This window comes from Arthrobacter sp. P1_B3, assembly GCF_056406615.1.
On the sequence record NZ_JBFTZV010000025.1, the window covers coordinates 1 to 26,143 of the forward strand.

Annotated in this window: 26 protein-coding genes; 11 read left to right on the plus strand and 15 right to left on the minus strand. The window is 67.5% G+C overall.

The features are described 5' to 3' along the window. Positions 1–476: 476 nt before the first annotated feature. Genes rpsN through rpmB form a run of 3 tightly spaced genes read right to left on the minus strand, consistent with a single transcriptional unit; the run spans position 477 to position 1,190 of the window. Positions 477–782 (minus strand): 30S ribosomal protein S14, encoded by a 306-nt coding sequence (rpsN, locus tag AC1D2F_RS19775; RefSeq protein WP_026266887.1) that lies wholly within the window; start codon positions 780–782, stop codon positions 477–479. A 4-nt stretch (positions 783–786) separates the two neighbouring features. Continuing rightward, a complete protein-coding gene (gene rpmG / locus AC1D2F_RS19780; protein WP_003798558.1) occupies positions 787–954 on the minus strand; it encodes a 50S ribosomal protein L33 in 168 nt (55 codons plus the stop codon). Further along, the gene (gene rpmB, locus AC1D2F_RS19785) at positions 954–1,190 is read right to left on the minus strand and encodes a 50S ribosomal protein L28 (protein WP_011693744.1); all 237 of its coding nucleotides are present in this window, start codon (positions 1,188–1,190) and stop codon (positions 954–956) included. The genes rpmG and rpmB overlap by 1 nt, the downstream gene beginning before the upstream one ends. A 505-nt stretch (positions 1,191–1,695) precedes the next feature. Here rpmB and AC1D2F_RS19790 point away from each other — a divergent pair. From AC1D2F_RS19790 to AC1D2F_RS19800, 3 genes are read left to right on the plus strand one after another with little or no spacing between them, the layout of a single operon-like run. After that, positions 1,696–3,138 (plus strand): ferredoxin reductase family protein, encoded by a 1,443-nt coding sequence (locus AC1D2F_RS19790; RefSeq protein ID WP_476967530.1) that lies wholly within the window; start codon positions 1,696–1,698, stop codon positions 3,136–3,138. Continuing rightward, positions 3,135–3,638, plus strand: a complete 504-nt coding sequence (locus tag AC1D2F_RS19795) for an FMN-binding protein (protein WP_476967531.1) — start codon at positions 3,135–3,137, stop codon at positions 3,636–3,638. Before AC1D2F_RS19790 ends, AC1D2F_RS19795 begins: the two co-directional genes overlap by 4 nt. 40 nt (positions 3,639–3,678) lie before the next feature. Continuing rightward, complete coding sequence (locus AC1D2F_RS19800) at positions 3,679–4,431, plus strand: FAD:protein FMN transferase (RefSeq protein WP_476967554.1); 753 nt, start codon at positions 3,679–3,681, stop codon at positions 4,429–4,431. A gap of 9 nt (positions 4,432–4,440) precedes the next feature. On the opposite strand, the gene AC1D2F_RS19805 is transcribed toward AC1D2F_RS19800, so the two are convergent. Together AC1D2F_RS19805 and AC1D2F_RS19810 are read right to left on the minus strand one after the other, a co-directional pair. Further along, positions 4,441–5,202, minus strand: coding sequence for an SGNH/GDSL hydrolase family protein (locus tag AC1D2F_RS19805; protein ID WP_476967532.1), 762 nt, complete (start codon positions 5,200–5,202; stop codon positions 4,441–4,443). A 74-nt stretch (positions 5,203–5,276) separates the two neighbouring features. Further along, positions 5,277–5,756, minus strand: a complete 480-nt coding sequence (locus AC1D2F_RS19810; RefSeq protein WP_229996065.1) for a MarR family winged helix-turn-helix transcriptional regulator — start codon at positions 5,754–5,756, stop codon at positions 5,277–5,279. Between the two features lie 103 nt (positions 5,757–5,859). Between AC1D2F_RS19810 and AC1D2F_RS19815 the strand changes: the two genes are divergently transcribed. Beyond that, positions 5,860–6,147: a YciI family protein gene (locus AC1D2F_RS19815; protein WP_229996064.1), complete on the plus strand. Its 288-nt coding sequence runs from the start codon at positions 5,860–5,862 to the stop codon at positions 6,145–6,147. Positions 6,148–6,157: 10 nt separating this feature from the next. Here the strand turns inward: AC1D2F_RS19815 and AC1D2F_RS19820 are convergent, their stop codons facing one another. From AC1D2F_RS19820 to AC1D2F_RS19860, 9 genes are all read right to left on the minus strand, one after another. Beyond that, complete coding sequence (locus AC1D2F_RS19820; protein ID WP_476967533.1) at positions 6,158–7,012, minus strand: SGNH/GDSL hydrolase family protein; 855 nt, start codon at positions 7,010–7,012, stop codon at positions 6,158–6,160. A gap of 378 nt (positions 7,013–7,390) precedes the next feature. Then, positions 7,391–8,398: a siderophore-interacting protein gene (locus tag AC1D2F_RS19825; RefSeq protein WP_476967555.1), complete on the minus strand. Its 1,008-nt coding sequence runs from the start codon at positions 8,396–8,398 to the stop codon at positions 7,391–7,393. Between the two features lie 104 nt (positions 8,399–8,502). Beyond that, entirely contained in the window at positions 8,503–9,333 is an 831-nt protein-coding gene (locus tag AC1D2F_RS19830) for an ABC transporter ATP-binding protein (protein WP_476967534.1), read from the minus strand. Position 9,334: 1 nt separating this feature from the next. Beyond that, complete coding sequence (locus AC1D2F_RS19835) at positions 9,335–10,357, minus strand: FecCD family ABC transporter permease (RefSeq protein ID WP_476967556.1); 1,023 nt, start codon at positions 10,355–10,357, stop codon at positions 9,335–9,337. Positions 10,358–10,440: 83 nt separating this feature from the next. Next, positions 10,441–11,508, minus strand: coding sequence for a FecCD family ABC transporter permease (locus AC1D2F_RS19840; RefSeq protein ID WP_476967535.1), 1,068 nt, complete (start codon positions 11,506–11,508; stop codon positions 10,441–10,443). Positions 11,509–11,519: 11 nt separating this feature from the next. Continuing rightward, complete coding sequence (locus tag AC1D2F_RS19845) at positions 11,520–12,626, minus strand: iron-siderophore ABC transporter substrate-binding protein (protein WP_476967536.1); 1,107 nt, start codon at positions 12,624–12,626, stop codon at positions 11,520–11,522. 145 nt (positions 12,627–12,771) lie between these two features. Next, positions 12,772–16,287 (minus strand): ATP-binding protein, encoded by a 3,516-nt coding sequence (locus AC1D2F_RS19850; protein ID WP_476967537.1) that lies wholly within the window; start codon positions 16,285–16,287, stop codon positions 12,772–12,774. Beyond that, a complete protein-coding gene (locus AC1D2F_RS19855; RefSeq protein ID WP_476967538.1) occupies positions 16,284–17,252 on the minus strand; it encodes a DUF4194 domain-containing protein in 969 nt (322 codons plus the stop codon). Before AC1D2F_RS19855 ends, AC1D2F_RS19850 begins: the two co-directional genes overlap by 4 nt. A 2-nt stretch (positions 17,253–17,254) precedes the next feature. Further along, a complete protein-coding gene (locus AC1D2F_RS19860; protein WP_364744821.1) occupies positions 17,255–18,727 on the minus strand; it encodes a DUF3375 family protein in 1,473 nt (490 codons plus the stop codon). Positions 18,728–18,891: 164 nt separating this feature from the next. Between AC1D2F_RS19860 and AC1D2F_RS19865 the strand changes: the two genes are divergently transcribed. From AC1D2F_RS19865 to AC1D2F_RS19880, 4 genes are all read left to right on the plus strand, one after another. Further along, a complete protein-coding gene (locus tag AC1D2F_RS19865) occupies positions 18,892–19,278 on the plus strand; it encodes a PepSY domain-containing protein (RefSeq protein ID WP_476967539.1) in 387 nt (128 codons plus the stop codon). A gap of 204 nt (positions 19,279–19,482) precedes the next feature. Continuing rightward, positions 19,483–19,821 carry a hypothetical protein gene (locus AC1D2F_RS19870; protein WP_229994219.1) on the plus strand — a complete coding sequence of 113 codons (339 nt, stop codon included), beginning with the start codon at positions 19,483–19,485 and terminating at the stop codon, positions 19,819–19,821. A 168-nt stretch (positions 19,822–19,989) separates the two neighbouring features. After that, positions 19,990–21,921, plus strand: a complete 1,932-nt coding sequence (locus AC1D2F_RS19875) for an acyl-CoA dehydrogenase family protein (RefSeq protein WP_229994244.1) — start codon at positions 19,990–19,992, stop codon at positions 21,919–21,921. Between the two features lie 114 nt (positions 21,922–22,035). Continuing rightward, on the plus strand, positions 22,036–22,818 hold the full coding sequence (locus tag AC1D2F_RS19880) for a hypothetical protein (protein ID WP_229994220.1): 783 nt from the start codon (positions 22,036–22,038) through the stop codon (positions 22,816–22,818). Positions 22,819–22,842: 24 nt separating this feature from the next. Here the strand turns inward: AC1D2F_RS19880 and AC1D2F_RS19885 are convergent, their stop codons facing one another. Next, entirely contained in the window at positions 22,843–23,247 is a 405-nt protein-coding gene (locus tag AC1D2F_RS19885) for a YchJ family protein (RefSeq protein ID WP_229994245.1), read from the minus strand. A gap of 289 nt (positions 23,248–23,536) precedes the next feature. Between AC1D2F_RS19885 and AC1D2F_RS19890 the strand changes: the two genes are divergently transcribed. Genes AC1D2F_RS19890 through AC1D2F_RS19900 form a run of 3 tightly spaced genes read left to right on the plus strand, consistent with a single transcriptional unit; the run spans position 23,537 to position 26,075 of the window. Continuing rightward, a complete protein-coding gene (locus AC1D2F_RS19890) occupies positions 23,537–24,172 on the plus strand; it encodes a hypothetical protein (protein WP_229994221.1) in 636 nt (211 codons plus the stop codon). 40 nt (positions 24,173–24,212) lie between these two features. Next, positions 24,213–25,217, plus strand: a complete 1,005-nt coding sequence (locus AC1D2F_RS19895) for an aldo/keto reductase family protein (protein ID WP_229994222.1) — start codon at positions 24,213–24,215, stop codon at positions 25,215–25,217. A gap of 3 nt (positions 25,218–25,220) precedes the next feature. Continuing rightward, positions 25,221–26,075, plus strand: coding sequence for an SDR family oxidoreductase (locus AC1D2F_RS19900; RefSeq protein WP_229994223.1), 855 nt, complete (start codon positions 25,221–25,223; stop codon positions 26,073–26,075). Positions 26,076–26,143: the final 68 nt, after the last annotated feature.

Here is a 26,143-nt window from a genome sequence, read left to right on the forward strand (position 1 = left end):
GACCCGCCCCATCCCGAACCCGGAGCGCACAAAACGCCGACCAGATCCGGTCTTGAAATTTAGGGGATTGGCCGCCTCCGGTTCCCAGCTTTCCGCTGGTCTCCCTCTCGGCGACTTAGAAAACAATACACCCACCCACGCCCCACCGCAACTCCACCCCACACACCCGCCCCACCACCCCAAAACCCCGCCACCACAGGCCACAACCACCCAAAAACACCCGGCCAGGGGCTCCGGCCCCGTAACCCGGCACTGTGCACTGCATCACCACAGCACCAACCGCAGCCAACAACACCGCCGCCGGCACCACCGAAAGAACACCCCCGCCGCTCGCGGCCAGGCCCCGCGGCCGGGCCCTCGATTGGCACCCGGGAATTCGCGCCCCGGCATTCGCTCCCAGGCGTTAAACGCAAGAAGGGCCGGCAACCAAACGGTTGCCGGCCCTTCTTCAAGCCACTGGCTTCAGGAGTGCTGAATTACCAGGAAGACTTTGTGATGCCCGGGAGCTCACCGCGGTGAGCCATGTCGCGGAAGCGAACACGGGAGATGCCGAACTTCTGGAAGGTACCGCGGGGACGGCCATCGATGATGTCGCGGTTACGCAGACGTACCGGAGAGGCGTTGCGGGGAAGCTTCTGCAGGCCGAGGCGAGCAGCTTCGCGTACTTCGTCGGTTGAGTTGGGATCAACCAGAGCCTTCTTCAGTTCGAGGCGCTTTGCAGCGTAACGCTCGACGATGACTTTACGCTGTTCGTTCTTAGCGATCATTGACTTCTTAGCCATGTGTTTAGCGCTCCTCTCGGAATTCGACGTGCTGGCGGATTTTGGGGTCGTACTTCTTCAGAACCAGGCGGTCCGGGTCGTTACGACGGTTCTTGCGCGTCACGTAGGTGTAGCCCGTGCCCGCGGTCGACTTCAGCTTGATGATCGGACGTACGTCCTTATCCTTTGCCATTAGAGCTTCACTCCTCGTGCCAGGATGGCGGCGACGACTACGTCAATGCCGCGTACGTCGATGGTCTTGATGCCACGAGCAGAGACCTGCAGCGTGACGTTGCGGCGCAGGGACGGAACCCAGTAGCGCTTCTTCTGGATGTTCGGGTCGAACCGGCGCTTGTTGCGACGGTGCGAGTGCGAAATGCTGTGTCCAAAGCCCGGCTCGGCTCCGGTCACCTGGCAGTGTGCTGCCATGACGACTCTCCTCAAAAAATAAATGAAACGGCTAACGGAGTTCCCGCTGACCGTGCGTTGGGCGGCGTCCGCATCCGGCTCCCGCCCCAATCACCGGGTCCGCGGGATTCAGGCAGACGGCGCAAACCGTCTGGTTTCCTCACTGCGGCGAAGATTGTGGGCCACGGGCACCTGACGATGGCGGTCCGTTGGACAGCCATTGCGAAGTGCCGGGATGCTGGGCGAATACAGGAATGCGCGCAACTTGAGCCCCTAACTACCGGCCTCCAAGACCGTCGATTTCTCTTCACGGGTCCTGCCAACCGGAGCAATTGCGCACGCTCCGCGCCACCTAGCGCCTACCAAGTCTACGAGTTCGGCGAATTAAAGACCAATCCGTCACTGAATGGTGTATAGGGCAGCAGCCGTCGGCCAGCCCGGGCAGTGGGCCGGAACCCTCCGAGGTCATATGCCCGACGAAGCAATTTCACAGCCAAATGATAGGCAGCGAGGCGATTCTGGGTCCATGAACACACAACTTCTGACGAGCCGACCCGAGGTTCGCCGCAGCTCCCGTGGCGCTGTGAACCCCTTCAGGGGGCAGCACCGGCGGCGGTTGCTGAGAGCGGATCTGCTGACGGTTCTTTTCTGGGCGTCCCTGGCGGGCGCCATCGCTTTGTGGCTGGCCGACGGCGGCATGGCCGGCTTCTCGACTCCAGCCGGCTCCTTCACCGCGTTGGGGATTGTGGCCGGCCTCGCCGGCATGGACCTGGTGCTTCTCATGCTGCTTCTGGCGGCCCGTATCCCGCTCATCGACCTCACAGTCGGCCACGACCGCGCCCTTGAGTTCCACCGCAAGCTGGGCAAGCCTGCCTTGTACCTGCTGCTCGCGCACGGGATCCTGATTGCGATCGGCTACGGCATGGCGGAAGGGCTGGATCCTGTCAGCGAGGCGGTTGCGCTGTGGGTCCTCGTGCCGGACATGTGGCTGGCCTACATTTCCATGCTCCTGTTCATCGCCGTCGTCGTCACCTCCCTGGTAGCCGTCCGACGGCGGTTTCCGTACGAATTCTGGTACGCCGTCCACCTCCTGACGTACGCGGCGGTCCTGACCGCGCTCCCCCACCAGTTCAGTGTGGGCGGCCTCTTTGCCGAAGGCACCTGGCAGCGCTGGTACTGGCTGGCACTGTGCATCGGAACCGGCGCCGCCCTGCTCTACTACCGGGTGGCCCAGCCGCTGGCAGCAACGTTCAGGCACCAGCTGACCGTCAGGCGGGTGGTACGGGTGGCCCCCGGAGTGGTGAGCATCGAGATGTCCGGCCTGCGCCTGGACCAGCTGGCAGGCAGCGGTGGCCGGTTCTTTATCTGGCGGTTCCTGGCTCCCGGACTGTGGTGGCACCCGCATCCGTTCAGCCTGTCCGCCGATCCCGTCAGTTTCGACGCCGCCGGCGAAGGGACGCTGAGGATCACGGTCCGCAACCTGGGCGCGGGTTCGGCCCAGCTCGCGTCACTCAGGCCCGGCACCAAGGTGGCGCTGGAGGGTCCGTACGGGCTGTTCAGCACGGCCGCGCGGAGCCGCAACCACGTGGTCATGGTCGGTGCCGGGATAGGCATTACCCCAATCCGTGCCCTGCTGGAGAGCACGCCATTCCAGCCCGGGAACGCCACTGTCATTCTCCGCGGCCACAGCGAATCCGAGCTTTACCTGGGCGAGGAAATCCTCGACCTCTGCCGGCAGCGGGGAGCCACGCTCTTCCATCTGACCGGCTCCCGCCCGGCCGGCGTCCGGACCTGGCTGCCGGAGAGTTCCGCGCGTGCCGGCCACCGGCTGGCCAGTTTTGACCCGCACGTCGCCGATGCAGATGTCTACGTCTGCGGGCCCGCCGCCTGGGCGCAAAGCGTGCTTGAGGACGCCCGCGCCGCCGGCGTCCGGGAAGACCAACTCCACTACGAAAGGTTCGACTGGTGAGAACCCGCGCAGCAGTTTCAGCAGCCCTGGCCTCCGCCGGCATCCTCATCGCAGGCTGGCAGTCGGGCGTCCACACGGCCGATACAAGCAGCTCCGTCGCGAGCGCGGCGACTGGCACCACCGGCGCCGAAGCGCTCGGCACGGACGACTCAACGGCTTCGTCCGGCTCGTCGGGCGCGGGCACTACAGGCGCCTCGGGCACCACGGGGGCCTCGGCCAAGGCAGTGGGGACGTACGCCGGCTCAGTCGTCCAGACCCGGTTCGGCTCCGTCCAGGTGCAGATCACCGTGCAGGCCGGAAAGATCACTGACGTCACGGCGCTCCAGCTGACCGATGCTGAACGCAAGTCCGTACAAATCAGCAACCGGGCGGCCCCGCTCCTGCGCGCCGAGGTGCTCCAATCCCAATCCGCGGACGTGCAGACCATCAGCGGTGCCACGGTGACTTCCGACGCGTACTTGAACTCCCTGCAGGCGGCCCTCGATGCAGCCAACCTCTGAGCTGGGCGGCTCTGCCCTGAAGGCCAGGACCTTTGGCTCCATGGGCACCGTCATCAGCCTGACCGTTCCTGCCGGGGCCGTTCCGGGAATAGCGGGGGACGGGGAGCGCGAACTCGACGCCACAGCTGCCGCCGTCGAACGGGTGTTTGCCCGCGCGGATGAGACATTCAGCCTGTACCGCCCCGATTCGGAGGCCAGCCGGCTAGCCCGCGGGGAGCTTTCTCTTCGGGACTCATCCGCCGGGATGCGGGATCGCTACGCCGAGGCGCTCAGCTGGCGGCTCATGACGGAGGGCTCATTCTCCCCGGAACGGCCCGACGGCGTGCTGGACCTTTCCGGGATCATCAAGGGCCACGCGATCGGGCAGGCCGGTGAGGCGCTGCGAAGCCGGGGGATGACTGATTGGTGCCTGAATGCCGGCGGTGATGTGCTGGTGATGGGCTCGCCCGTGCCAGGCAGCGGAGCTTCGTGGGCGGCCGGCATCGTTGATCCGCTGGACCGCTCGGCGCTGCTTTCCGCCTACGGACTGGGCGGGCCAGGCACCCGGCGGGCCCTTGCGACGTCGGGCTCGGCGGAGCGGGGTGACCACATCTGGACTGCGGGCTGCTGCGGAGTCGAGTTCACCCAGGTCTCCGTGGCCGCGGCAGACATTGTCACGGCCGATGTGCTCGCGACGGCGATCGTTGCGGGCGGGACCGCGATGCTGCACCGGGCCACTGACGGCTGGGACGTCGATGTGCTCGCCGTCCGCCGGACCGGGGAACTGCTCGCAACGCCGGGATTCCGCGCCTAGGTTGCCGTTCTAGACGTGGGTTAGCTGGCCGTACTTCGGCTCCAGGCCGTCGCCGGACGACTTGCCGGTGACGCGCCGGACAACCCACGGGCCGGCGAATTCGCGGACCCATCGGGCATTCGCACGGATGGCGTCCATGCGGCTCAGTTCAGGTACCGGAGTCATGGGCGGGACGTCTATCGAGTGCTCGTGGGCCAGGACCGTGAGGAAGCGCTTGGCCATGTTCGCGTGGCCGGCGGCGGACATGTGCATCCGGTCCGTGGCCCACATGCCCCAGTCGTAGTACTCGCTGAAACGCCAGTAGTCGACCAGCAGGGCGCCGTGGTCCCCGGCGATGCCGCGAACCAGTTCGTTGTAGATGGCCGTGCGGCCGCGCATGGTGCCGAAAATTTTGGAGCCCCGCGCGTCGAAGCCGGTGAACATCACCACAGTGGCGCCAGTGGCCGTGAGCTTGCGGATCCCGGCGTCGTACTCGGCCAGCAGGTCATCGATGTCGACCTTGGGCCGGAGGATGTCGTTGGCGCCGGCGTAGATGCTGACCAGGGTGGGTTGGAGTGCGACGGCGGCATCCACCTGTTCGGCCATGATCTGGCGGAGTTTCCTGCCGCGGATGGCAAGGTTCGCGTACCCGAAGCCCGGATCGGCAGCGCCGAGCCCCTCTGCCACCCGGTCCGCCCAGCCCCGGACGCCGTTGGGCCGGGTGGGGTCGTCGTCGCCGACGCCTTCCGTAAAGGAGTCTCCAAGGGCTACATAGCGGGACGTGAAATCCATGGTTCAAGTCTGCCAGCAGTTGCCGCGAGCAACAAAGACGGGGCTGCCCGACGGCGGCGCAGTCAGCGTCGCGCTTAGCTGTCCCGCAGGATCCAGTGGTCGTCGTCGAGCCGGCCGACGATTTTTTCGCCGATCCGGGCCAGGTCCGCGACGTCCTGGGGGCTCAAGGCGTCGAGGAACAGCGACCGGACGGCCTCCACGTGGCCCGGGGCGAGCTTCACAATCGTCTCCATGCCGGCTTCGGTCAGGTGCGCCGTGGTGACGCGGGCGTCGCCGGGGTGCGGCCGGCGCTCAAGCCAGCCGCGGTTCTGCAGCTTGGTGACCACATGGGAGAGCCGGGACAGGGAGGCGCTGGTGCGCGCCGCGAGCTCACTCATGGGCAGGAAGCGCCCCTCGGCCTCGGAGAGCATCGCCAGCACGTTGTAGTCGAACAGGGAAAGCTTGCCCGCGGCATGGAGCTGGGTGTCCAGGGCTGCTGGCAGCATGGTGTTGATGCTGAGCTGGGCAAGCCAGGCCCGGCGTTCGTCGGCGTTGAGCCAGCGGGGTTCGGTCATGGCTACATTCTAGGAGACTGGAAGCTTGACGATTCAACTTCAGGCTGGGGAATTCCAGAAAAGTTCCCGCCTGTCCGCGGCCTGCTACCGGTAGGCTGGCCGCATGTACGTAGTCTCCCTGACATACAAGGTCCCCGACGACATTGTGGAGTTCCATCTTTCGGCGCACGTGACGTGGCTGCAGACGGCCTTCGACGAGGGTGTCTTCATGGTCGCTGGGCGCAAAATCCCCCGCACCGGCGGCCTGTTGCTCTCCAACGCGGACCGGGCCAGCCTTGACGCTTCCCTGGCCAAGGACCCTTTCTACGTCAATGGTGTGGCTGATTTCGAAGTCATGGAGTTCCACGCCAACAGGGTGGCTCCGGGCTACGAAAACCTGCTGGACAGCTGAGCCCTGGCGGCTACCCGGCGCCCGCCTGGCTGCCGTCGCGCTGATTCTGCAGCAGCTTCTTCAGGCCACCCTTGCGCGGGACCTTCACGGGTTCGGGCCAGCGCGGCCGGAGCTGGTCGCCGAGGGTGACGCCGCGGAGCTTGCGTCCAAACAAGGGCAGCACCCAGTCGTGGACCCAGCGGCGCTGCCGGCGTTCCCACTCCCGCCAGCCCGGTTTCACCTGCGGCTCCCACTCCTTGGGCTTGATCTTGTGGGGCACGCCGAGGTGGTCCAGGACCTGTGAGGCAAGGTATTTGTGGCCTGCCTTGGACATATGCAGCCGGTCCAAATCCCACATCCGCGGGTCATGGAATGCGTCGAAGCACCAGTAGTCCACCAGCACCGCGCCGTAGCGGCCGGCGATCTCGCGGACGCGCCGGTTGTAGAAGGCGTTGCGTTTCTTCAGCGGCTCCAGCAGCGCGGAGACCTTGACGTCGAAGCCGGTGAACAGCACCAAGGTTGCCCCTGTGCCGGCGAGCGCAGCCACCAGGGTCTCGTAGTCCTGCATGAGGGAGCCGATGTCGGTGCCGAAATCCAGGATGTCGTTGCCGCCCGCGTACAGGGTGACGAGGGTCGGCTCCATGGCCAGGGCGGGACCGAGCTGTTCGGTGATGATGTGGCGCAGCCGTTTGCTGCGGATGGCCAGATTGGCGTACTCCCACCCCGGCTGCGCTTTGGCCAGCTTTTCCGCGACCCGGTCCGCCCAGCCCCGCACGCCGTTCGGGAACCGCGGATCGTAGTCCCCCACGCCCTCGGTGAAGGAATCCCCCAAGGCAACGAAGACCCGCCGCCCACCTCGATCCGGAAGCAAAGGAAATGAACCCACCCAACCAAACTACCCACCCCAAAAAGCGGACAGGGAAAGGGAAGGTTAACCCAAGGTGATAGGCCCAGCGAGCGGCGGCCATGGTGAGTGTCGTTTGTCCCACACGGGGCGCACCGAAGGTGAGCCGGCCGCAGGACCGCAATCGCCGCTTTGCAAAGGAGCGCACCGAACGTGAGCCGACCGCAAGGCCGACGCCGGTGCTTTGCGAAGGAGCGCATCGCCGACTGAGGCCGCCCGCGGCCGAAGGAGGTGTCTAAGCGACGGCAAAGCAGCGGTGGCGGGCGAAGCCCGGAAGAACTTGCGGGAGCGTCGCAGCGGGAACCGCGAAAAGTGCAGGAGCGTCGCAGTGGGAACCGCAGAACCTGCGGGAGCGTCGGTTTACAGCTCGGCCTTGCCCTGCCGCCAGTACCCCATGAACGCAACCTGCTTCCGGTCGATCCCCACGTCCCGCACAAGGTACCGGCGCAGCTCCTTGACGGTGCCCGCTTCGCCGGCAATCCAGGCGTAGAACGGCAGGGCGCCGGCGGGCTTGTCAGGGTTTTTGCTGGCTCCGATCGCCGCGGCGTCCATCCGGGCGGGGGTCTCCCAAAGGATGTCCCGGTCCACGTTGACGTCATCGGGCTCCGGCCCGGCCCCGCCGGCGGCGGCCTTGATGCCTACCCAGCCAGGTTCGGGAACAGCGGCGCGGACGGCTTCCTGCAGGAGTTCGCCGTGCGGGAGTGAGCGGCCAATCGAGGCGCCGCGTGCCAGCCAGGTGATTTCGACGTCCGCGTCCGACAACAGATCCAGGAAGTCGCCGGCCTCGGGGACTTCAAGGAACGCGTGCCCGCTCATGTACGGCGGAAGGCTTTCCAGGATGGCGCTGATGGCCGGAACGGCAGTCTCGTCACCTGCAAGCAGTACCCGCTGGGCCAGGCCCGGCCGCCATTCGATGCCGGAGTAGGTCTCCGCCGTGACACAGTGCGCGGCCCGGTTGTTGGGTCCGATGATGGTGAGGGCGTCCCCCGGCTTGGCGTTCAGGGCCCAGTTCGCGGCGGGTCCGCCGTTGCCGGCGGCATCGAAGTGCAGCACGAAGTCGACGTCGATCTCCGGGTAGACGGCGTCGAGGCGTTCCTGCCGCACGGTGTAGGTGCGCATGGAGCCGCGGATCGCGGGATCCATGGCCAGCCATTCCTGGTACCAGCCGGACTGCTCCATCGCGAACACCGGCAGCGGCAGCGCCGTGCCGTCCTCGGCGAGGGACGGGATCATCAGTTTCACGCGTAGGTCCAGGGTTCCCCCGTGGACGCCGAAGTCACGCAGCGAGTACCCGCCGAAGGTGACGCGGCGGAAGTTGGGGCTGAGCTGCTGCACCGCGGCGACCGTCACGTCGAACGCCAGGGTCATCGGCTGGGTGGCCGGTTGGTCCCTGACCGCCGAAGGCGCGCGGCGTGCCCGCGCCTGGTTGAGGTCTACTGTCGTGCTGTCTTTTGCCTTGCTGCTAACTGCCCTCATGGGACCAACTCCAGGGTTGCTGTTTCGGCTTGTGGGAAATCGGTGTGGTGCCGGCCGAGCGGAATGATCAGTGGCGTGCCGGAAATGGGATCGGGCAGCACCCGCGAGTCGAGGCCGAAGACGTCACGGACCAGGTCCTCGGTGACCACGTCGGCGGCGGTGCCCTCGGCCACGATCCTGCCGCCTTTCATGGCGATCACGTGGTCCGCGTACCGGGCCGCCAGGTTCAGGTCGTGCAGGACGATTGCCACGGTGGTGCCGCGTTGCCGGTTCAGGTCGGTGACCAGGTCCAGGACCTCCACTTGGTGGGCCAGATCCAGGTAGGTGGTGGGCTCGTCGAGCAGGAGCACCTCGGTTTCCTGGGCAAGCGCCATCGCGATCCACACGCGCTGGCGTTGCCCGCCCGAGAGTTCGTCGACGTTCCGCCCGGCGAGTTCCAGCGTTTCGGTGGTTTCGAGCGCCCGCTGCACGGCTAGATCGTCGGCTGCGCTCCAGCTGCGGAAGAAGCCCTGGTGCGGGTAGCGGCCGCGGCCCACGAGGTCCCGGACCAGAATGCCGTCCGGGGCGGTGGGGTGCTGCGGGAGCAGGCCGAGGATGCGGGCGAGTTCCCTGGCAGGGCGGGAATGAATGTCCTTGCCGTCGAGGGTCACGGTACCGCGGGCTGGCTTCAGCAACCTGGACAGGCCGCGCAGGAGCGTGGATTTTCCGCAGGCGTTGGCGCCCACGATCATCGTCACTTTGCCCTCGGGGATCTCCGCCGTGAGGTCTTCCACCACCCGGCGCTGGTCGTACTGCAGCGTAAGGTTCTTGGCGTTGAGAACTGCCATGTCAGGCGTCCTTTCGGTTGGCTGTGACCAGGAGCCACAGCAGGAACGGGGCTCCCAGCGCGCCTGTGACCACGCCGACGGGAAGGACCGTGCCGTCCAGCAGCAGGGGGGCGATGTTGGCGGCAAAGTAGTCCGCGGCGAGGACAATCAGGGCGCCGACGAACGCGCCGGCCGGGAGGCTCGACTTGCCGGTGAAGCGGCGCGCGATGGGCCCCGCCAGGAAAGCCACGAAGGCCACGGGCCCGGCTGCTGCCGTGGCGACGGCGGCCAGGGCGACGGCAGCGGCCACCACGCCGAGCCGGGTGATGCCAACCCGGATGCCGAGTCCGGCGGCGGCATCGTCACCCAGTTCCAAGATCCGGAGGGGGCCGGCGAGGACGGCGACGGCGGGCATCAGGGCCAGCAGCGCGAGTGCCAGCACACTGGCGCGGTCCCAGCTGGCGGAGTTCAGGGATCCGTTCAGCCAGATCAGGGCTTCGGCCGCGGTGCGGATGTCGGCCCGCGTCATGAGGAAATTGACCACGGCGTTCAGTGCCGCGGCGATGCCGATGCCAGCCAGGATGAGTCGGCTCCCGGCTGCGTTGCCACGGTTGCTGCCGCCTGATCCGAGGGAACCGCTCCGGGAGATTGTGTAGATCAGGACGGCTACTGCCATGGCCCCGCACAGCGCCGCGCCGGAAACGGCGGCGCCGGAGGCCCCGAAGACGACGATGGCGGTGACGGCGGCCGCGCTGGCCCCGTAGCTGATGCCGATGACGTCGGGACTGGCCAGCGGGTTGCGCAGCATGGTCTGGAACAACGTGCCCGAGAGCCCGAAGGCAATCCCGATCATGGTGCCGACGACGGCCCTCGGGAGCTTGTTCTCCATCACGATGAAGCTGGCGCCGGGGATTTTCCCGCCACCGGTGAGGTGGGCCGTGAGGATCCTGAAGAAGTCCGGGATGGTGACGGTGTAACTGCCCAGCAGGATGCTGACGGCGAGGAGCACCACGACGGCGAAGGCGAGGAGGGCCGTGCGGCTCATGAACCGGGCATTGCCTGCCAGTTGGCGCTCCACGGGGGCGTTGTCTCCCAGCTCGTGCCTGACGTTGGCGAGGTCTGCCCTGCTCACAGCCCTGCCCCTTTCCCGCGGCGGACCAGCCACACGAAGACGGGCGCACCCACCAGGGCTGTCATGATGCCCGCGGGGACTTCGCCGGGCAGCAGGATGACACGGCCCACCACGTCCGAGAGCAGGAGCAGCACGGGCGCCAGGACCAGCGAGAAGGGCAGGATCCAGCGGTAGTCCGGGCCGGTCAGGAAGCGGACGGCGTGCGGAACCACCAGGCCGACGAATCCGATCGGGCCGGCCAGTGCCGTGGCCGAACCGCAAAGCAGCACAATGCCCAGCGCGGTGATGCAGCGGGCCAGGCCGACGCGCTGGCCCAGGCCGCGGGCAATGTCGTCCCCGAGGGCGAGGCTGTTCAGGATCCGCCCGGTGAACAGGACGATGAGTGCCCCGGCGGCCAGGAACGGCAGCCCGGGCAGGACCACCGACCAGTCCCGGCCGGCGATCCCGCCGACCTGCCAGAAACGGAACCGGTCCAGGGTGTCCTGGCTGGAGACCAGGACGACGTTCATCAGCGAATACAGCCCCGCACTCAGGGCCGCGCCTGCCAGTGCCAGCTTGACCGGCGTCGCCCCGTCGCGTCCTATGGACGCGATCAGATAGACCACGACGGCGGCGGCTGCGGAGCCGATGAACGCGAACCAGATGTAGCCGGTCAGGGCCGAAACGCCGAAGACGTAGATCCCGGTGACCACGGCGAGGGCGGCGCCGGCGTTGACGCCGATGATGCCGGGGTCGGCGAGCGGGTTGCGGGCTACCCCCTGCATGGCCGCGCCCGCCAGCCCGAGTGCGCCGCCGGCGAGCAGGCCCAGCACGGTGCGCGGGATGCGGGCGTGGATGACGGCGTGGTTGCCGTCGGTGGGGTTGAACTGCGTCAGCGCCTGCCAGACCGTGCCGAGTGGAACCCCGCGGGCCCCGACAGCCAGCGACGCTGCACAAACCAGAACAAGTACGACGACGGCTGCCAGCAGCCAGGCGGCCTGCTTTGCGGGGGCTTTCTTCCCGGTGGGGGCCGGGGGTGCGCCGGGCGCACTGGCGGCGGGCGCCGTCGTCGTACTGTTCGTCATGGGGGAGGGTGTTACTTCGCTGCGGTGACTTTGTCCGCTGCGGTGGCCAGTTGCGGCAGGAACGTATCCAGTGACCACGGCAGGCTCAGCGGCGAGGAAGCGGAGATGGACAGCGTCAGGGTGTTGTCCGAGTCGGCAACCAGGGCGCCGCTCTTGATGGCCGGGATCTGGCCCAGCAGCGGGTCAGCCTTGATGGAGCCGGCGGTGGCCGCATCCGGCACCCAGGTCACGAAGATGTCCGAGTTGAGTTCGTTGGCCTTTTCGGCGGACCACGGGATGAAGAATTCCTTGGAACCCTTGGAGTTGTCCTCCACAACGGATGCGAGCTTCATGCCGATTTCGCTGAGGAAGCGCGGGCGGTTGTCGTTGGCCGTGTAGACGTTGACGCCGTCGCTCTTGTCCGGCTCCAGGTTGCCGTAGATGAAGGATTTTCCGGCGATCTGCGGGTACTTGGAGACCTTGTCCTTGATGGTGGCCTCGGTGTCGGAGACCAGCTTGGCGGCGTCGGCTTCCTTGCCGAGGGCCTTGCCGATGATGGTGGTGGAATCCTGCCAGGAGGTACCGTAGGCGACCTCCTGCTGGGCCACGACCGGTGCGATTTCGCTGAGCTTCTTGTAGTCCTCCTCCGTCAGGCCGGAGTAGGCGCCGAGGATGACGTCCGGGTTGAGCTTGGCGATCTCGGTGAAGTTGATGCCGTCGGCCTCGGAGAACTGGACGGGGGCCTTCGCCGAGCCGAAGCCTGCGCCGAGCTTCTCCAGCGCGGCGTCCTTCCACGGCGTGGAGCCCTTGTCGTTGCCGCCCCATTCGTTCTTGGGGACGCCCACGGGAACCACTCCGAGGGCGATAGCGACGTCGTCGTTGACCCAGGAAACGGTAACCACGCGCTTGGGCTGTTCCTTGATGGTGGTCTCGCCGAAGAGGTGCTTGATGGTGACCGGGAAGGCGATGCTGACCGGCTCGCTGGGGGCGTCCGCCGCCGTCGAACTTGCCGGCCCGGTGGAGCAGGCGGTCAGGGTCAGCGCGACGGCGGCCAGAAGAACCGCGGCCCGCCCTGCGGTCTTGCGGAGGCGGCGGCCGGCCGGGCGGCCGGCGGAACGGGGGAAGACGGCGGAAGCCACGGAACTCCTTAGGTAAGTGATGCAAACCTAAGTAAGGCTAGCCTATCCTTTGAGCAATTAAGAAAGGTTTGAGTAACGTAATTGTCTCAATCGGTGGTGCGGCACCAGATCCAGCCGCCAAAAAGGCAACGCGGGGAGGGTTGTGTCAGCGCAGGACGATGTCCACAGGGTTCGCCTCGGACCGCCAGGAGCCCTCCATGCCTTGACGTGGGGCAATCACCGGGGCGGTCAGGACGCCGGAGCGGTTGGTGCGCTTGTCCCGCAGGATCTCCGTCACCGACCCCAGGTGCCGGGAGAGGTCAATCACGTTCTCCGGCGCGGCCAGCAGCAGCTGGAAGCCGAACTCGTGCAGCGCCTTGATGCCGGCGCCGGCGAATTCCTCGGAGGCGAGCACGAAGGCTTCGTCCATCATCACGGTGCCGTAGGTAGTGAAGCCCTGTTCGGCGATGCCCAGCTGGTAGCTCAGCGCCGCCGCCATAATGAACGCGGTGAAGCGCTGCCGCTCGCCGCCGGACATGGAGCCGGTGTCCGCGTGCATGTAGACCTCGGTCTTCTTCGCACCCTTCCCCGCCCCCTTGGGGCCGGCGCCCTGGGCACCGGTACCCTGCACGTCGCGGTGCTCCTTGCACTGGATGAACAGATGGCCGCGGACGTCCAGCACCTCGGCACGCCAGCGCCGGTCCTCGGGAGTCTGCGAGCCGAGCCGCTTCACGAGCGTTTCGAGCGACTTGTAGCGGGTGGTGAGCTCGGCGTCGGCGTCCGTCTCCGCCCCGGACACGGCGGCGGACGCCGCATTGACCGGCTTGCCCGGCCTGGTGTGCCGGACCTTGAGCGCGTTCTGAATGGCGTCCTTGAACTGCTTCGCCGTCGCCGGCAGCGTCTGTTTGATGTCGAGTTCCAGGAAGCTGCCCTCGTGGAAGTTGACCTCGGACAGGATCCCGTTCAGCGGCAGAATGCGGCTGGTGATGGCGCGGCGCTCCTCGTCCAGAAGGTGCAGCAGGGTGGAAAAGGATTCGTGGGTCCGCTGGTTGAAGAACTGCCGGAACTCGGCCTCCTGTGCGGGCAGCCCGTCGCTGACAATCGCGTGGTAACGGGATTCGAACTCCCCCGCGGCGCCGATTGACGTGCCGTGGTCCGCGGAAATCGCCGTGCCCCATTCGCGGACGAAGCCCTCGAAAATCCGGGTGAGGCGCTCCGAGGTGGCCTGCCCGCGGGACTCGGCCCCATGCAGTTCTGCAAGGAGCCTGGTGCGGACCTGGTTGGCGAGGTTGTCGAGCTCGTGCATCTCCAGGACGTCGCCGAAACCGGTGAAGTACGGTTCCAGGGCGGCGACGCCGGCGTCCGACGGCGGCGCCTGCCCCAGCCGGTTCCGTGCCGCGTCGAGCAGCGAATCAGCGGCGGTCATGCGCGCATCGAGGGCCTTGTACTCGCTCTGCAGCACGGCCGCGGCCTCAGTGCTGGACTGGTGCTTGTGCCGCGCGGCTTCGATGCTGGCGCGCAGCGGTTCGAGGTCCGCCTGTGCGGCGAGGGCATCCTTGAGGCGCTGCTCGATCCGGGCGAGCTCCTCCGCGGCCACCGCTGCCGAGACCTGCTCCCAGGGCCGGTGGTCGTCGGCCACACGGCGCAGGGCATCGAGCTGCCGGGTCATGCCCTGGTGTGACTCTTCCCGGGTTTGCGCCAGTTCGGCAGCCTTGGCAAGTTCCTGTTGCAGGTCCTCCACCTGGGCCGCCACGAGTTCAAGCTTGGCGGCGTTGTCGAACCCGAGGACGTAGTCCTGCCGTGACGTGAAGCGGTCATCCTTTTCCACCGTGTGGCGGTTGCGCTTGACCACGCCGCCCAGGCTCAGGCCCTTCTCCAGGCCGGCGAGCTGGTCCGGGTCTTCCACGCACGGGTAGGCGAAGTCGAGCGCAATCCGTTCGCGGAGCCAGGCACTGGCCTGCGCAAGCGCCTCCGAGTGGGGTCCGGCGTCGGTGAGGAAACTGAGCTTGGTCAGCAGATCGCCATCGGCCACGTCCTCGACGGCCAGCGCGCCGCCGGCCAGGGGCCGCGAGACGTCCACGGCACGCAGCGCACCGCGCACGGAGTGGTCGTTGAGGAACCGGGTGACTGCCGCGAAGTGCTCTCCCGGGACCAGCAGCGTGGTGGCCAGGCTCCGCAGCGCGCGCTCGGCGGCCGGGCGCCACTGTTCCTGGCCCTCGGCGAGGTCGATCAGCTCGCCGCCGAAGGGCATCTGCTCCTCGGGCACGCCTGTGGCGGCCGCAATGGCGCTGCGGTTTTCAATGCTCGACGGCGGCAGCAGCGACTTGCGCGTCTTCAGCGAGACAAGCTCCTGCTGGGCCGCGGCAAGCTCGCGCTTCCTGGTGGCGTGGCCGTCAAAGGCCTCGAAGCGCAGTTCCTTAAGCGCCTCGGAATCGTCCTGGAGCTCGGCCGAGCGTGCCGCGGCGTGCTCATGGGCCTGTTCCCAGCCGGCGGCCGACCACTGGAGTTCGAGCCCGGCGTCGGTCAGCGCCTTGCGGGTCGCTTCCTCCACCTCCTGCCGGAGCTTGAGCCCCACCCGGGCGTTCTCCCGGGACTGCTCTATCGCGGAAATCGCATTGCCGCCCTGGTTGTTGTACTCCCCCTCCAGCTGGCGCAGTTCCTTGGCGAAGCCATCGCGGACAGCACGTTCGGCGGCAAGGTCACTGGCCTTCGCCTGGGCGAGCTCTTTCAACCGGGCCAGGGTCTTCTCACGGACCGTGACAGCGAGCTGCTGCTTATAGGCCTCGAATTCCTCGCCGGACAGGTCCCGCAGCCGGTTCGCGTCCAGCAGCGCCTGCGCGTATTCCTTGTTCAGCCCGGGGACGGGAGCCAGCTGGTCACGCTGCTGCCGGACGTCCTCGAGGCGCTGCCGGATGGACATGAGGTTGCTGAATTCCTCGACGACGTCGTCCGCTGCGGCGAGTGTGGCGGGGGCATCGAGAACCTGGTCGCGGAAGAAAGTGTTGACGCTGCCGCCGAGTCCCTTGCCGGCCTGGATGACGCGCAGCAGCGGGAGGGCCTGATCCGAGTTGATGCCGAGAAGCCGGCGGAAGCGTTCGGCGAAGGCCTTGTGGACGTCGAAGATCTGGGCGTCCGGGAAGATCACGTCGAGCGCGGACTTGGTGAACCGCTTCTCCGCGATGCCCTCGATCGCCGCGAGGTCCAGCGGCTTGTTGTCGATCACGTAGTACCGGCCGACGCTGGACTCCGTGCCGTTCTTGGGCAGGTCGAACAGCGCCGAGACCGTCATCCGGGTGCCGGCGGCGTTGTCGAAGGTGAGCGCGACGGCGGACCAGGTGGCGCCGGGGCGCTGGAACGCACTCGCCGAGCCCTCGCCCACGGCCTTGTCGCCCACCTTGCCGCGCATGTACGTGAACGTGGTGCGCTTGTCCTCGACAGCGCCTCCGGCCCGCTGCGCCGCGGCTTCGTTGGAGCGGGGACGGGCGTCGAAGACCCGAAGCATGGCATCGAACAGCGTGGACTTCCCGACGCCCGAATTGCCGGTCAGCAGGGTGCCGTTGCGGTCCACGTGCATCGTGTGGGCGCCATGGAATGTGCCCCAGTTGACCACCTGGACGAGGGCCAGGCGCATCTGGCCGGGGTTGGTGAGCTCGCCCATTGGCAGCATGGTTGCGATGCTCACTTGGCTCCTTCGTTCGTGGTTGCGGTGGACGCCGACGGCGATGCCGCCCCCGCCCCTTCGCCGGACGGCTCTGCTGCAAGCAGCAGGCCGTCCGGCTCCGACAGGCCCGATGCCACTCCCGGGACGGCATCGGCGTCGTCGTCCGAGTCATCCTCCACAGTCGCAGGGGTGTCGGCGTCGAGCTCCAGCAGGGGTTCTGTTCCTGACTGGTCTGTGCTGGCCGCGACCAGGGCTTCGATTTGGGCCGGGATGTCGCCGATGTTTTCGAACGGGAGGGCCAGGGGGAGGGCATTGGAGATGGTGTAGACGTCGTCCAGGCCCGTGGTGAGGAGGAGTTGGCGGGCCAGGAGCTTGGTGATGGCGCGGTTGACGACGTCGGCATCGCGCAGGGCGTCCTGCTGGCCGGTGGGCTGATAGTGGGCCACGAGTTCGGCGATTTCCTCGCGCGTGATCGTGGGGTCCGTCTGGGCGGTGACGTGCCGGTCCAGGAGCAGGCGCAGGCGGAGCAGGACGATTGTTTCGACCCGGCTCAGTGCCCGCTGCTGGCGCAGGATGCTGGAACGGGTGCTGCCGCCGATCGCTTCGGGATCTACGGGGCGCAGGACGGCGACCTTACGTTCGTGGTCCAGCTGCAGCGTGAGGAAGAGTTCGGAGAGGCGGCTGCGCAGGATCAGCTGGTTGTCCAGGAGCGTGGTCCAGAGTTTTTCCTCGCGGCCGCCGTCGATGTACGGGCCCTTGAGCAGCTTCACGAGCGCCTGCCGGACTTTCATCGGGAGCACGCCGGTGTCGCCCGGGTAGAGGGCGGCGCCGTCGACGAATGTGTCCCGGGGGGTGACTGTGAAGGAGTCGCTCCGGACGCGGCCGCCGTCGTTGTCCGCTGGCGCTGGTGCGGGCTGCAGGTCCGTTGTCACGGTCTCTGTCACGGTCTCTTCAGTCATGGTCAATGTCGCGGTCTCTTCAGTCATGGTCAATCCTTCGCGAGCGTGACGACGGGCAGGTAGGCGGTGCGGGTGGTGCCGTCGATTTGTTCGAATTCGATGGGACCCCAGGCCCCGCGGTCGAAGCCGGCGCCTTCGTGCAGGGTCTGCGACAGCAGGGCCCGGATGGAGTTGATGTGGCGTTCCCCGGCCGGGAGCTGCGCCCATGCCTCGGTCAGGGTTGAGGCCCCTGCGAGCGCGGCGCGGATGGCTTCCGGTTTGGCCTTGGCGGTCCGGGGCGAGCGCGCACGGTCCGAGTCGGAGAACGCGATGGGATCGGCCAGCTTGGGCGGAGCCGCGAATTCGTCCGGGTCGAAGAGCTTGACCATGGCCAGGGACTCAAAGCCGGCACTGAACAACACCGGACCGCGGACCAGGCCGGGCCGTTCGCGCTCGTAGGGCAGGGAGCGGATGGCCTGCTCGGCCTCCCGCAGGACCTTGCGGAGCCGGACCGACTGCCGGAAGTCGTCACTTTGGACGTAGGTGTTGAGGCTCTCGCTGAGCTTGCCGTAAATCCTCTGGATCTGGCTGTGCTGGCTACGGAGTTCGGCCACGAGGTTCTTGAGGGTCTCGCGTTCGTCGTGGCTGAGCTCGTCCGCGAACTGCCGGCTCAGCACCTCGCCGATCGCCGACCGGAACCTCAGCTGCTGTTGCGGGTCCTCCAGGAACGCGGTGAAGGAGCGGAACGTCCGGCCTTCGGGGCTCTGCCGCAGCCGCTTGTCGGCCTCGAGCACCTGGGCCATGGTGGCGCCTTTGCTGAGGGATTCCTCGATGATCTGGTTCCGCAGCTCCCCCACGAGCTCTTCGATCCGGTCACGCATTTTCTTGTAGTCAGCGGGCAGGCTCGCGGCGAGATCGAGGATGTTGCCGGCGGCCTCCACAGCCTCGTCGTCGTCGAGCAGCCCGTCGAAGTCCCCGGAGCTGATGTCCTCCATCAGCTGGCGGCGCTCGTCGATCTCCTCTTCGAGGGATTCAATCCGTGCGCTCTGGTCCGGGTTGGTCTCGTTGGCGAGTTTCTCCACATCGCCGAGCAGTGTGCCGAGCCGGGAGCCGTTCAGGGTGGACCGCTCGCTCGAGAGGCTGTCCAGGAAAGCCAGGACGCGGGCAGCAGGCTCGGTGACTTCGTACACGATCTGGCCCGACTGGTTCCGGCGGGTCAGGAAGTTTTTGCGGGTCCACTCGTCCGCATATTTCTTTCCGGAAAGTGCGCCGTTGGCCGAGCCACTGTGCTGCTCTCCCGTGCCCGGGGCCTGCCGGCGGAGCTGCTCGAGGAAGGCGTCGACGTCGGCGTGGAACTGTTCCAGAGGCAGCTGGGCGCGGGTGCGGGTGAAGGAGGCCTGGAGCACGGCGATCACCCACGGCGCCGAGCGCGTCAGCGCCCAGGCAGGTCCTTTGGTGAGGAGCTCGAGGTCCCGGAGCCGGGCGCTGATGGCGTCGGCTGATGACACGGCGGAGCGGGACACGCACTCTCCTTCAGCTGCCAAGGATGGTTTGGGGTGGTACTGCGGGGCAGCGGATTCGAAAAACTGCCAGCTACAAGGTTAACGCAGGGCTCCGGCCGAATTTCATCGTTGTCTGCTCCCGGAAGTCGGCGCACACTTGAATGACCAGCTGAAAGGAGACCACCATGCGGAAGAGAACGATGTGGATCACGGGGGCAGCCTCTGCAGCGGTGGTGCTGGGGGGAGCGTCAATCGCGGTCGCGGCGACCCAGCAGGGCAGGGATCTCCAGGCCGAGCGCATGAGCGCCCTCGCAGTCAGCATTGGAAACCTTGAGTTGGGCGACGATTCCGACGGGCCGGCCCTCACCGACGCCGACCGCGCGATGGCAAGCAGCGCCGCCTTGGCGAAGGTAGGCCAGGGCAGTGTCACCGAAGTGGAGCGGGCCGACGACGGCGCGTCCGGCTATGAGGTGGAAGTGCGCCTGACTGACGGATCCGAGGTCGAAGTCGCCCTCGGCGCGGACTTCCAGGTCCTGAACCAGAGCGCCCCGGAACACGACGACGACGACTGAGCCGTCGACGGGTCCCGACAAGAACAACCGGCGTAACGCCTGATATTGGTGGGGCTGCCGCGACCGGGCCGTGACCTACGCCCGGGTAGCATTTCGATCCCGCATCAAGAGGCCGGGAACGTCCAAAGGACCCTAGTTCAGCACGTCTCCGGCACTCTACGCTCGGGCTACTGATTCAACCGAAGCAATGGTGCAGGGGGAAGAATGCAGTTCGACCTAAGCGCAGTGGAGACGGGCACGATGGTGGTGATCGGAACCCTCGTGTTCGCCCTGATGATCGGCGCCTTCATGATGGTGTCCGCGTTCGCGGCCATGGTTCTGGTCGGCGTGGGCCGGCTCGCCTGGTATCTCGTGGCCGGCGCGGTGGTTGGCCTGGTCCACGGCATCAACCACGGCTGGGACCGGCTGGTCCACCACGCCTCAACCGTGGAGTTGCCCGCCGATTTCCAGGTCGACTTCGGCACGGACCTCCGGCCCGACTATCCGGGCCAGGCCTCCCCTAGCACAGGCACTTACCCGCGAGTAGTATTGCGGGACAGCTGAAGGGTCCTCCACCCGCGGCGGATCCAGGGCTCAAGCCGGCCACCCGGTTAGAGGAGATGCCCCGTGAGCTCCGCCATTGAAGACCCCGCCACCGCATCCGACGTTCCAACACCAGGCACTGCTACACCCGGCGCCCCGGCGCAGGAGACCGCCGGGGCGCCGGACCACATCGGCCCCGACGCGACTGCCGCCGACGCCCGGGCCATTGCCGAGGCCGCCCGCGAGACCAGCTGGAACCAGCCCAGCTTCGCGAAGGGCCTCTACCTCGGCAGCTTCGATTTGAGCCTGATCCACCCGTGGCCCGAGGCCCCCGCTGACGACGTCGAACGCGGCGAAGCCTTCATGGCCCGGCTGACCGACTATTGCCGCACGATGTCCGGGCGCGACATCGAGCGCGATGACCGGATCCCCGACGACTATCTCAAGGGGCTTGCCGAGCTCGGCGCGTTCGGAATGAAGATTCCCCGCGAATACGGCGGGCTGGGCCTCACCCTCGTGTACTACGGCCGCGCACTGGCCCTGCTTGGCTCGGTTCACCCAAGCCTCGGCGCCCTGTTCTCCGCGCACCAGTCGATCGGCGTCCCCGAGCCGGTCAAGGTCTTCGGCACCCCGGCCCAGAAGCGGGAATATCTGCCCCGCTGCGCCGCAGGAGCCATCACCGCGTTCCTGCTGACCGAGCCTGACGTCGGCAGCGACCCGGCCCGGATGGGCAGCACGGCCGTCCTCTCCGACGACGGCGAGTCGTACGTCCTGGACGGCGTCAAGCTGTGGACCACCAACGGCGTCATCGCCGAACTCGTCGTGGTGATGGCCCTCGTGCCGCCGCACACCGATGCGGACGGCACCGCCCACAAAGGCGGCATTAGCGCGTTCGTAGTGGAAATGGACTCCCCCGGCATCACCGTGGAAAACCGCAACACCTTTATGGGGCTCCGCGGGATCGAAAACGGCGTCACCCGCTTCCATCAGGTCCGGGTCCCCGCCGCCAACCGGCTGGGCCGGGAAGGACAGGGCCTGAAGATCGCCCTCACCACACTCAACACGGGCCGGCTCTCAATCCCCGCGCTGTGCGTCGCCACGGGCCGGTGGAGCCTGAAGATCGCCCGCGAATGGTCCAACGCCCGCACGCAGTGGGGTCGGCCGATCGGCCAGCACGAGGCCGTGGGCAAGAAAATCGCCTTCATCGCGGCCAGCGCCTTCGCCCTGGATGCCGTGTTCGAACTCTCCGCGGAAATGGCCGACGCCGGGCAGAAGGACATCCGGATCGAGGCGGCCCTGGCCAAGCTGTGGTCCACGGAGATCAGCTGTCTCATCGCGGACGAACTCGTGCAAATCCGCGGCGGCCGGGGCTTTGAAACGGCGGACTCGCTCGAGGCCCGCGGCGAGCGCGCCGTTGCCGCGGAACAGCAGCTCCGCGACATGAGGATCAACCGGATCTTCGAGGGGTCCTCGGAAATCATGAAGTTGCTGATCGCCCGCGAAGCCGTGGACGCGCACCTGGCGGCCGCGGGAGACCTCGCCTCGGAGGACGCCCGGCTGTCGGACAAGGCCAAGGCCGCCGTCGGCGCCTCCGGCTTCTACGCGAAGTGGCTGCCCAAACTCGTGGCCGGCGCGGGCATGGATCCGCGGTCCTACAGCGACTTCGGCCGGCTGGCCAAACAGCTGCGCTACGTGGAGCGCTCCTCCCGGCGCCTGGCGCGGCAGACCTTCTACGGGATGGGCCGTTGGCAGGCGAAGCTTGAGCACAAGCAGGCGTTCCTGGGCCGGATCGTGGACATCGGTGCGGAGCTGTTTGCCATGGCGGCCTGCTGTTCCCGCGCCGAGATGCTGCTGCGGACGCAGCCGGAACGCGGCGCCTCGGCCTACGAACTCGCGGAGGCCTACTGCGAACAGGCCCGTGTTCGCGTCGACGAATATTTCGACCGGCTGTGGCGGAACACCGACGACGCCGACCACGCCCTGGCCCGCAAGACCCTGGCCGGCGACTACGCCTGGCTGGAGGCCGGGGTCCTTGACCAGTCCGAAGGGACCGGTCCGTGGATCGCGGACGCCAGCCGGCGCGCCTCGGTCCGGGAAGACCTGCACCGCAAGTACCGCTGAACCTCCCACGACGGATAGTAAGCATCCTTGCTAACCGGATTCCGCCGTGGTTAGGTGGATGCCAGACTGTCACCCCTACGGTGCCCGGTCATTCAGCGAAAGTGAGCAGCCCTCATGAGCAGCACGGCAGGCCCCGACGACAAGACGACACGCCACACCACGCAGGACGACGCCACGGCCGCGCCGGTTACAGCGGTCCGCCACGACGACCCCGTCCGTGACTCACACCATCACGACGCACCCCTCCACGAAACCGTCGTCGAAGAGGTCCCCACCCGCGCAACTGTCGTGGCCCGCGAGAAGGAACAGTTCGGCGGCATCCAAGTCGGCTCGGCATTCTTCGGCTGGCTGGCGGCCACTGGTACGGCCGTGCTGCTCACCGCGTTGGTCGCGGCCGGCGGCACCGCCGTCGGACTGGCCACCAACACCGATGTGAACGATGCCGTAGACCAGGCCTCCAACAACCAGACGGTCGGGCTGGCCGGCATCATCGTGCTGCTCGTGATCCTCCTGATCGCCTACTACTGCGGCGGGTATGTGGCCGGGCGGATGGCCCGCTTCAACGGCGCCAGGCAAGGCTTCATGGTCTGGATCTGGGCCCTGATCGCCGCGATCGTGGTCGCCGTGCTGGGCCTGGTCGCCGGGCAGCGCTTCAACATCCTGGCAAACCTGAACAGCTTCCCGCGGATCCCGATCAACGAGGGCCAGCTGAACACCCTGAGCATCATCGCGGCGATTGTCGTGGCCCTGGTGGCTTTGGTGGGCGCGGTGCTGGGCGGCCTCGCGGGCATGCATTTTCACCGCAAGGTGGATCGGGCCGGCTTCAGCCCGGCGGCGGTCGAGGAGCACTCTGTCAGTGACTCCCCAGCCGGGGACTCCTCATCTGCGCGCCGCTAGCCTGGCGCCGCTAGCCCGGAGGCGTCAGCCGGACACGACGCCGGACAGGTAATACCAGCGCCCGCCCACCCGGACAAAACGGCTGGTTTCGCGCTGCACAGCGCGTTCGCCCTCGTGCCGGTAGTGCGCGGCGAATTCCACCACGCCTTCACTGTCCAGCGGGCCGCCCCGGCTGGTGGAGAGGATGTCGAGGCGGCGCCACTGCATGCCGGCATCAAACTCCATCTCCGCGGGCCGCGTGTCCGGGTGCCAGGTCCGGAGCAAGTAACCTGCGTCCCGGACCACGAAGGCGCTGTACCGGGAGCGCATGAGCTGCTCCGCCGTCGCCGCCTCGGCATCTCCGCGATGGAACCGCCCGCAGCAGTGCACATACTGTTCGCCGGACAGGCACGGGCAGTTCCCCTCATACAGCGCGGCCGGACGGTTCACGGACCGGTCCGCGCCAGACGCGCCGGCGCGCTCGGAATCGGCTGCTGCGGCGTGCGTCACAAGGTGTCCTTCCGGCGGGCCGGACGACGCCGGCGGGGCTGTCTTTGACTATAGACGCCGGGGCGGCAGGGCCGTGCCCCGCCCGCGGATAACGGCTTCGACACATCTTCGCCGGGACCGCCCGGGGCGGCACGGAGCCGGCGAAAAGTACGTATTGTTAAGGGGGCTCCTGCCTGCCACGTGCTTGCGGCAGGGACCACGCTGCAGCAGGCCGGCAAGGAGAGGTGACATGGAAGATCCAACAACCATTGCGCTGAACCTGACTTTTTTCGGGACCCTCGGCGTGGCGTTCTTCATGTTCCTCGGTCTCTTCATGGTCTTCGCCGCCACCCTCGTGCTCGCAGGCATCGGCCGGCTGGCTGCTGTCGTGGTCCTGGCCGCCGCCGGGCTCCTCCGCGGAATCCCCGCAGCACGGGAACATGCAGTACGGGAAGAGCGGATTCGTAACGAGCCGGCCAAGACCGCAAAGCCCGCGCGCCCGGCCGCGACGATGAAACCGCGCCGCCCTGCCCGGAATACAGGCAAGAAGGAGCCGGCGTTGTCGCCGGAGTGGGCGGCCGCCGTGGCCCGGGCAGATGCCCGCGCCGCCGCAAGGGCCAGGGCCGAAGCCGGCCCGGCCGTCCGTGTCACCGTCCGGGACCTGCCCAACCCCATGGCACCGGCACGGGACATCAAGGAAGTCTCAGCCCTCGTGCAGTCGGCCACGGACACCAATGGAACGCTTGGCGTCGTCCCGCGGGCGTTCAAAAAGCCGCCCATGCCCGCGGCGAAGTCTCTACTGGATACCGGCTCCCTGGTGTCGTTGCGCGGCACTCTTCCGGCCGGGAAGGCTAAACAGCCGGCCCAGGAGCGCAAGGCCGGCTGAGCCCTTACCCCGGGCAGGCAAGTCCGCTACGTTGGAACCCATGGAATTCAGATACCTCGGGAACAGCGGCTTCAAGATTTCAGAAATTACGTTTGGCAACTGGCTGACCCATGGCTCCCAGGTGGAGAACGACGTCGCCACCCAGTGCGTGCGGGCGGCGCTCGACGCCGGTATCAGCACCTTCGACACGGCCGACGTCTACGCCAACACCGCGGCGGAGACGGTCCTCGGCGCAGCCTTGAAGGACGAGCGCCGGGAGTCGCTGGAAGTCTTCACGAAGGTGTTCGGCCCCACCGGGCCCAAGGGCCACAACGATCTTGGCCTGTCCCGCAAGCACATCATGGAATCCATCAACGGCTCCCTCAGGCGGCTGCAGACCGACTACGTGGACCTCTACCAGGCCCACCGCTACGACTACGAGACGCCGCTGGAAGAGACCATGCAGGCCTTCGCGGACATCGTGCGGCAGGGCAAGGCCCTGTACATCGGGGTCAGCGAGTGGACGGCCAACCAGATCCGCGACGGCCATGCCCTCGCCAAGGAACTGGGCTTCCAGCTGATCTCCAACCAGCCGCAGTACTCCATGCTGTGGCGGGTGATCGAGGCCGAGGTGATTCCGGCGTCGGCCGAGCTGGGCCTGTCCCAGATCGTCTGGTCCCCGATCGCGCAGGGCGTGCTGAGCGGCAAGTACCACCCCGGCAGGCCGGCCCCCGAGGGCAGCCGCGCCACGGATTCAAAGGGCGGTTCGCGGATGATCGAGCGCTGGATGTCCAACGAGGTCCTCACCGGCGTCCAGCAGCTCAAACCGATCGCGGAGGAGGCCGGGCTGACCATGGCGCAGCTCAGCATCGCCTGGGTGCTGCAGAACAAGAACGTGGCCTCGGCGATCATGGGCGCGTCCCGGCCGGAGCAGATCGCGAAAAACGTGGCCGCCGCGGGCGTGAAGCTGGACCCGGTGATCATGGACAAGATCGACGCCGTCATCGGCCCGCTGGCCGAACGCGACCCCGCGCAGACCAAATCACCCGCATCCCGCGAGGCCTAGGCCATGCCCAACGCGCCCGAACTCGCCGTCACCGGGTCCACCGGCCACCTGGGCGGCCTGGTGGCCAGGCTGCTGGCCGCGGCCGGAAGCCGACAACGGCTCCTGGTGCGGGACTCCGCCCGGGCGCCTGACCTCGAAGGTGCCGTCCCCTTTGTGACCACCTACGCCGATCAGGAGCGGACGAAGGCGGCGCTGGTCGGGGCGACAACGCTGTTCATGGTCTCCGCCGCCGAGGCCGAGGACCGGCTGCAGCAGCACTACGCTTTCGTCGACGCAGCGGCCGCGGCGGGCGTCCGGCACATCGTGTACACCTCGTTCTTCGGCGCGGCGCCGGACTCCACGTTCACGCTGGGCCGGGACCACTTCGCGACGGAGGAGCGCATCAAGGCCTCCGGTATGGACTACACGTTCCTGCGGGACAACTTCTATCTGGACTTCCTGCCCCTGCTGGCCGGGGAAGACGGCGTCATCCGCGGCCCGGCCGGGGATGGCGTGATGGCGGCCGTGGCGCGGGCGGACGTTGCCCGCTCGGCCGTCACCGTGCTGCGGGACCCGGCCCTGCACGTGCGACGGACCTATGATCTGACGGGCCCGGAGAACATCTCGCTGGCCCGCGGCGCGGAACTGCTGACCGCCGGAACCGGCCGGGCCATCACGTTCCACAACGAGACCCTCGAGGAGGCTTACGCGTCGCGCGCCTCCTTCGGTGCGCCGCCGTGGCAGGTGGACGCCTGGGTGAGCACGTACACGGCCATCGCGGCCGGAGAGCTGGCGGGCCCGACGTCGGCAGTGCATGAGCTGACGGGGCGGGAACCGCTGAGCCTGGAACAGTTCCTGGCCGAGGCGCACACGCTGTAGCCCGGTGTTGACGGTTTCCGGGCTGCGGCGTAGACCTGATTTCAGGTGACATCGGCCAGAAACGGGCC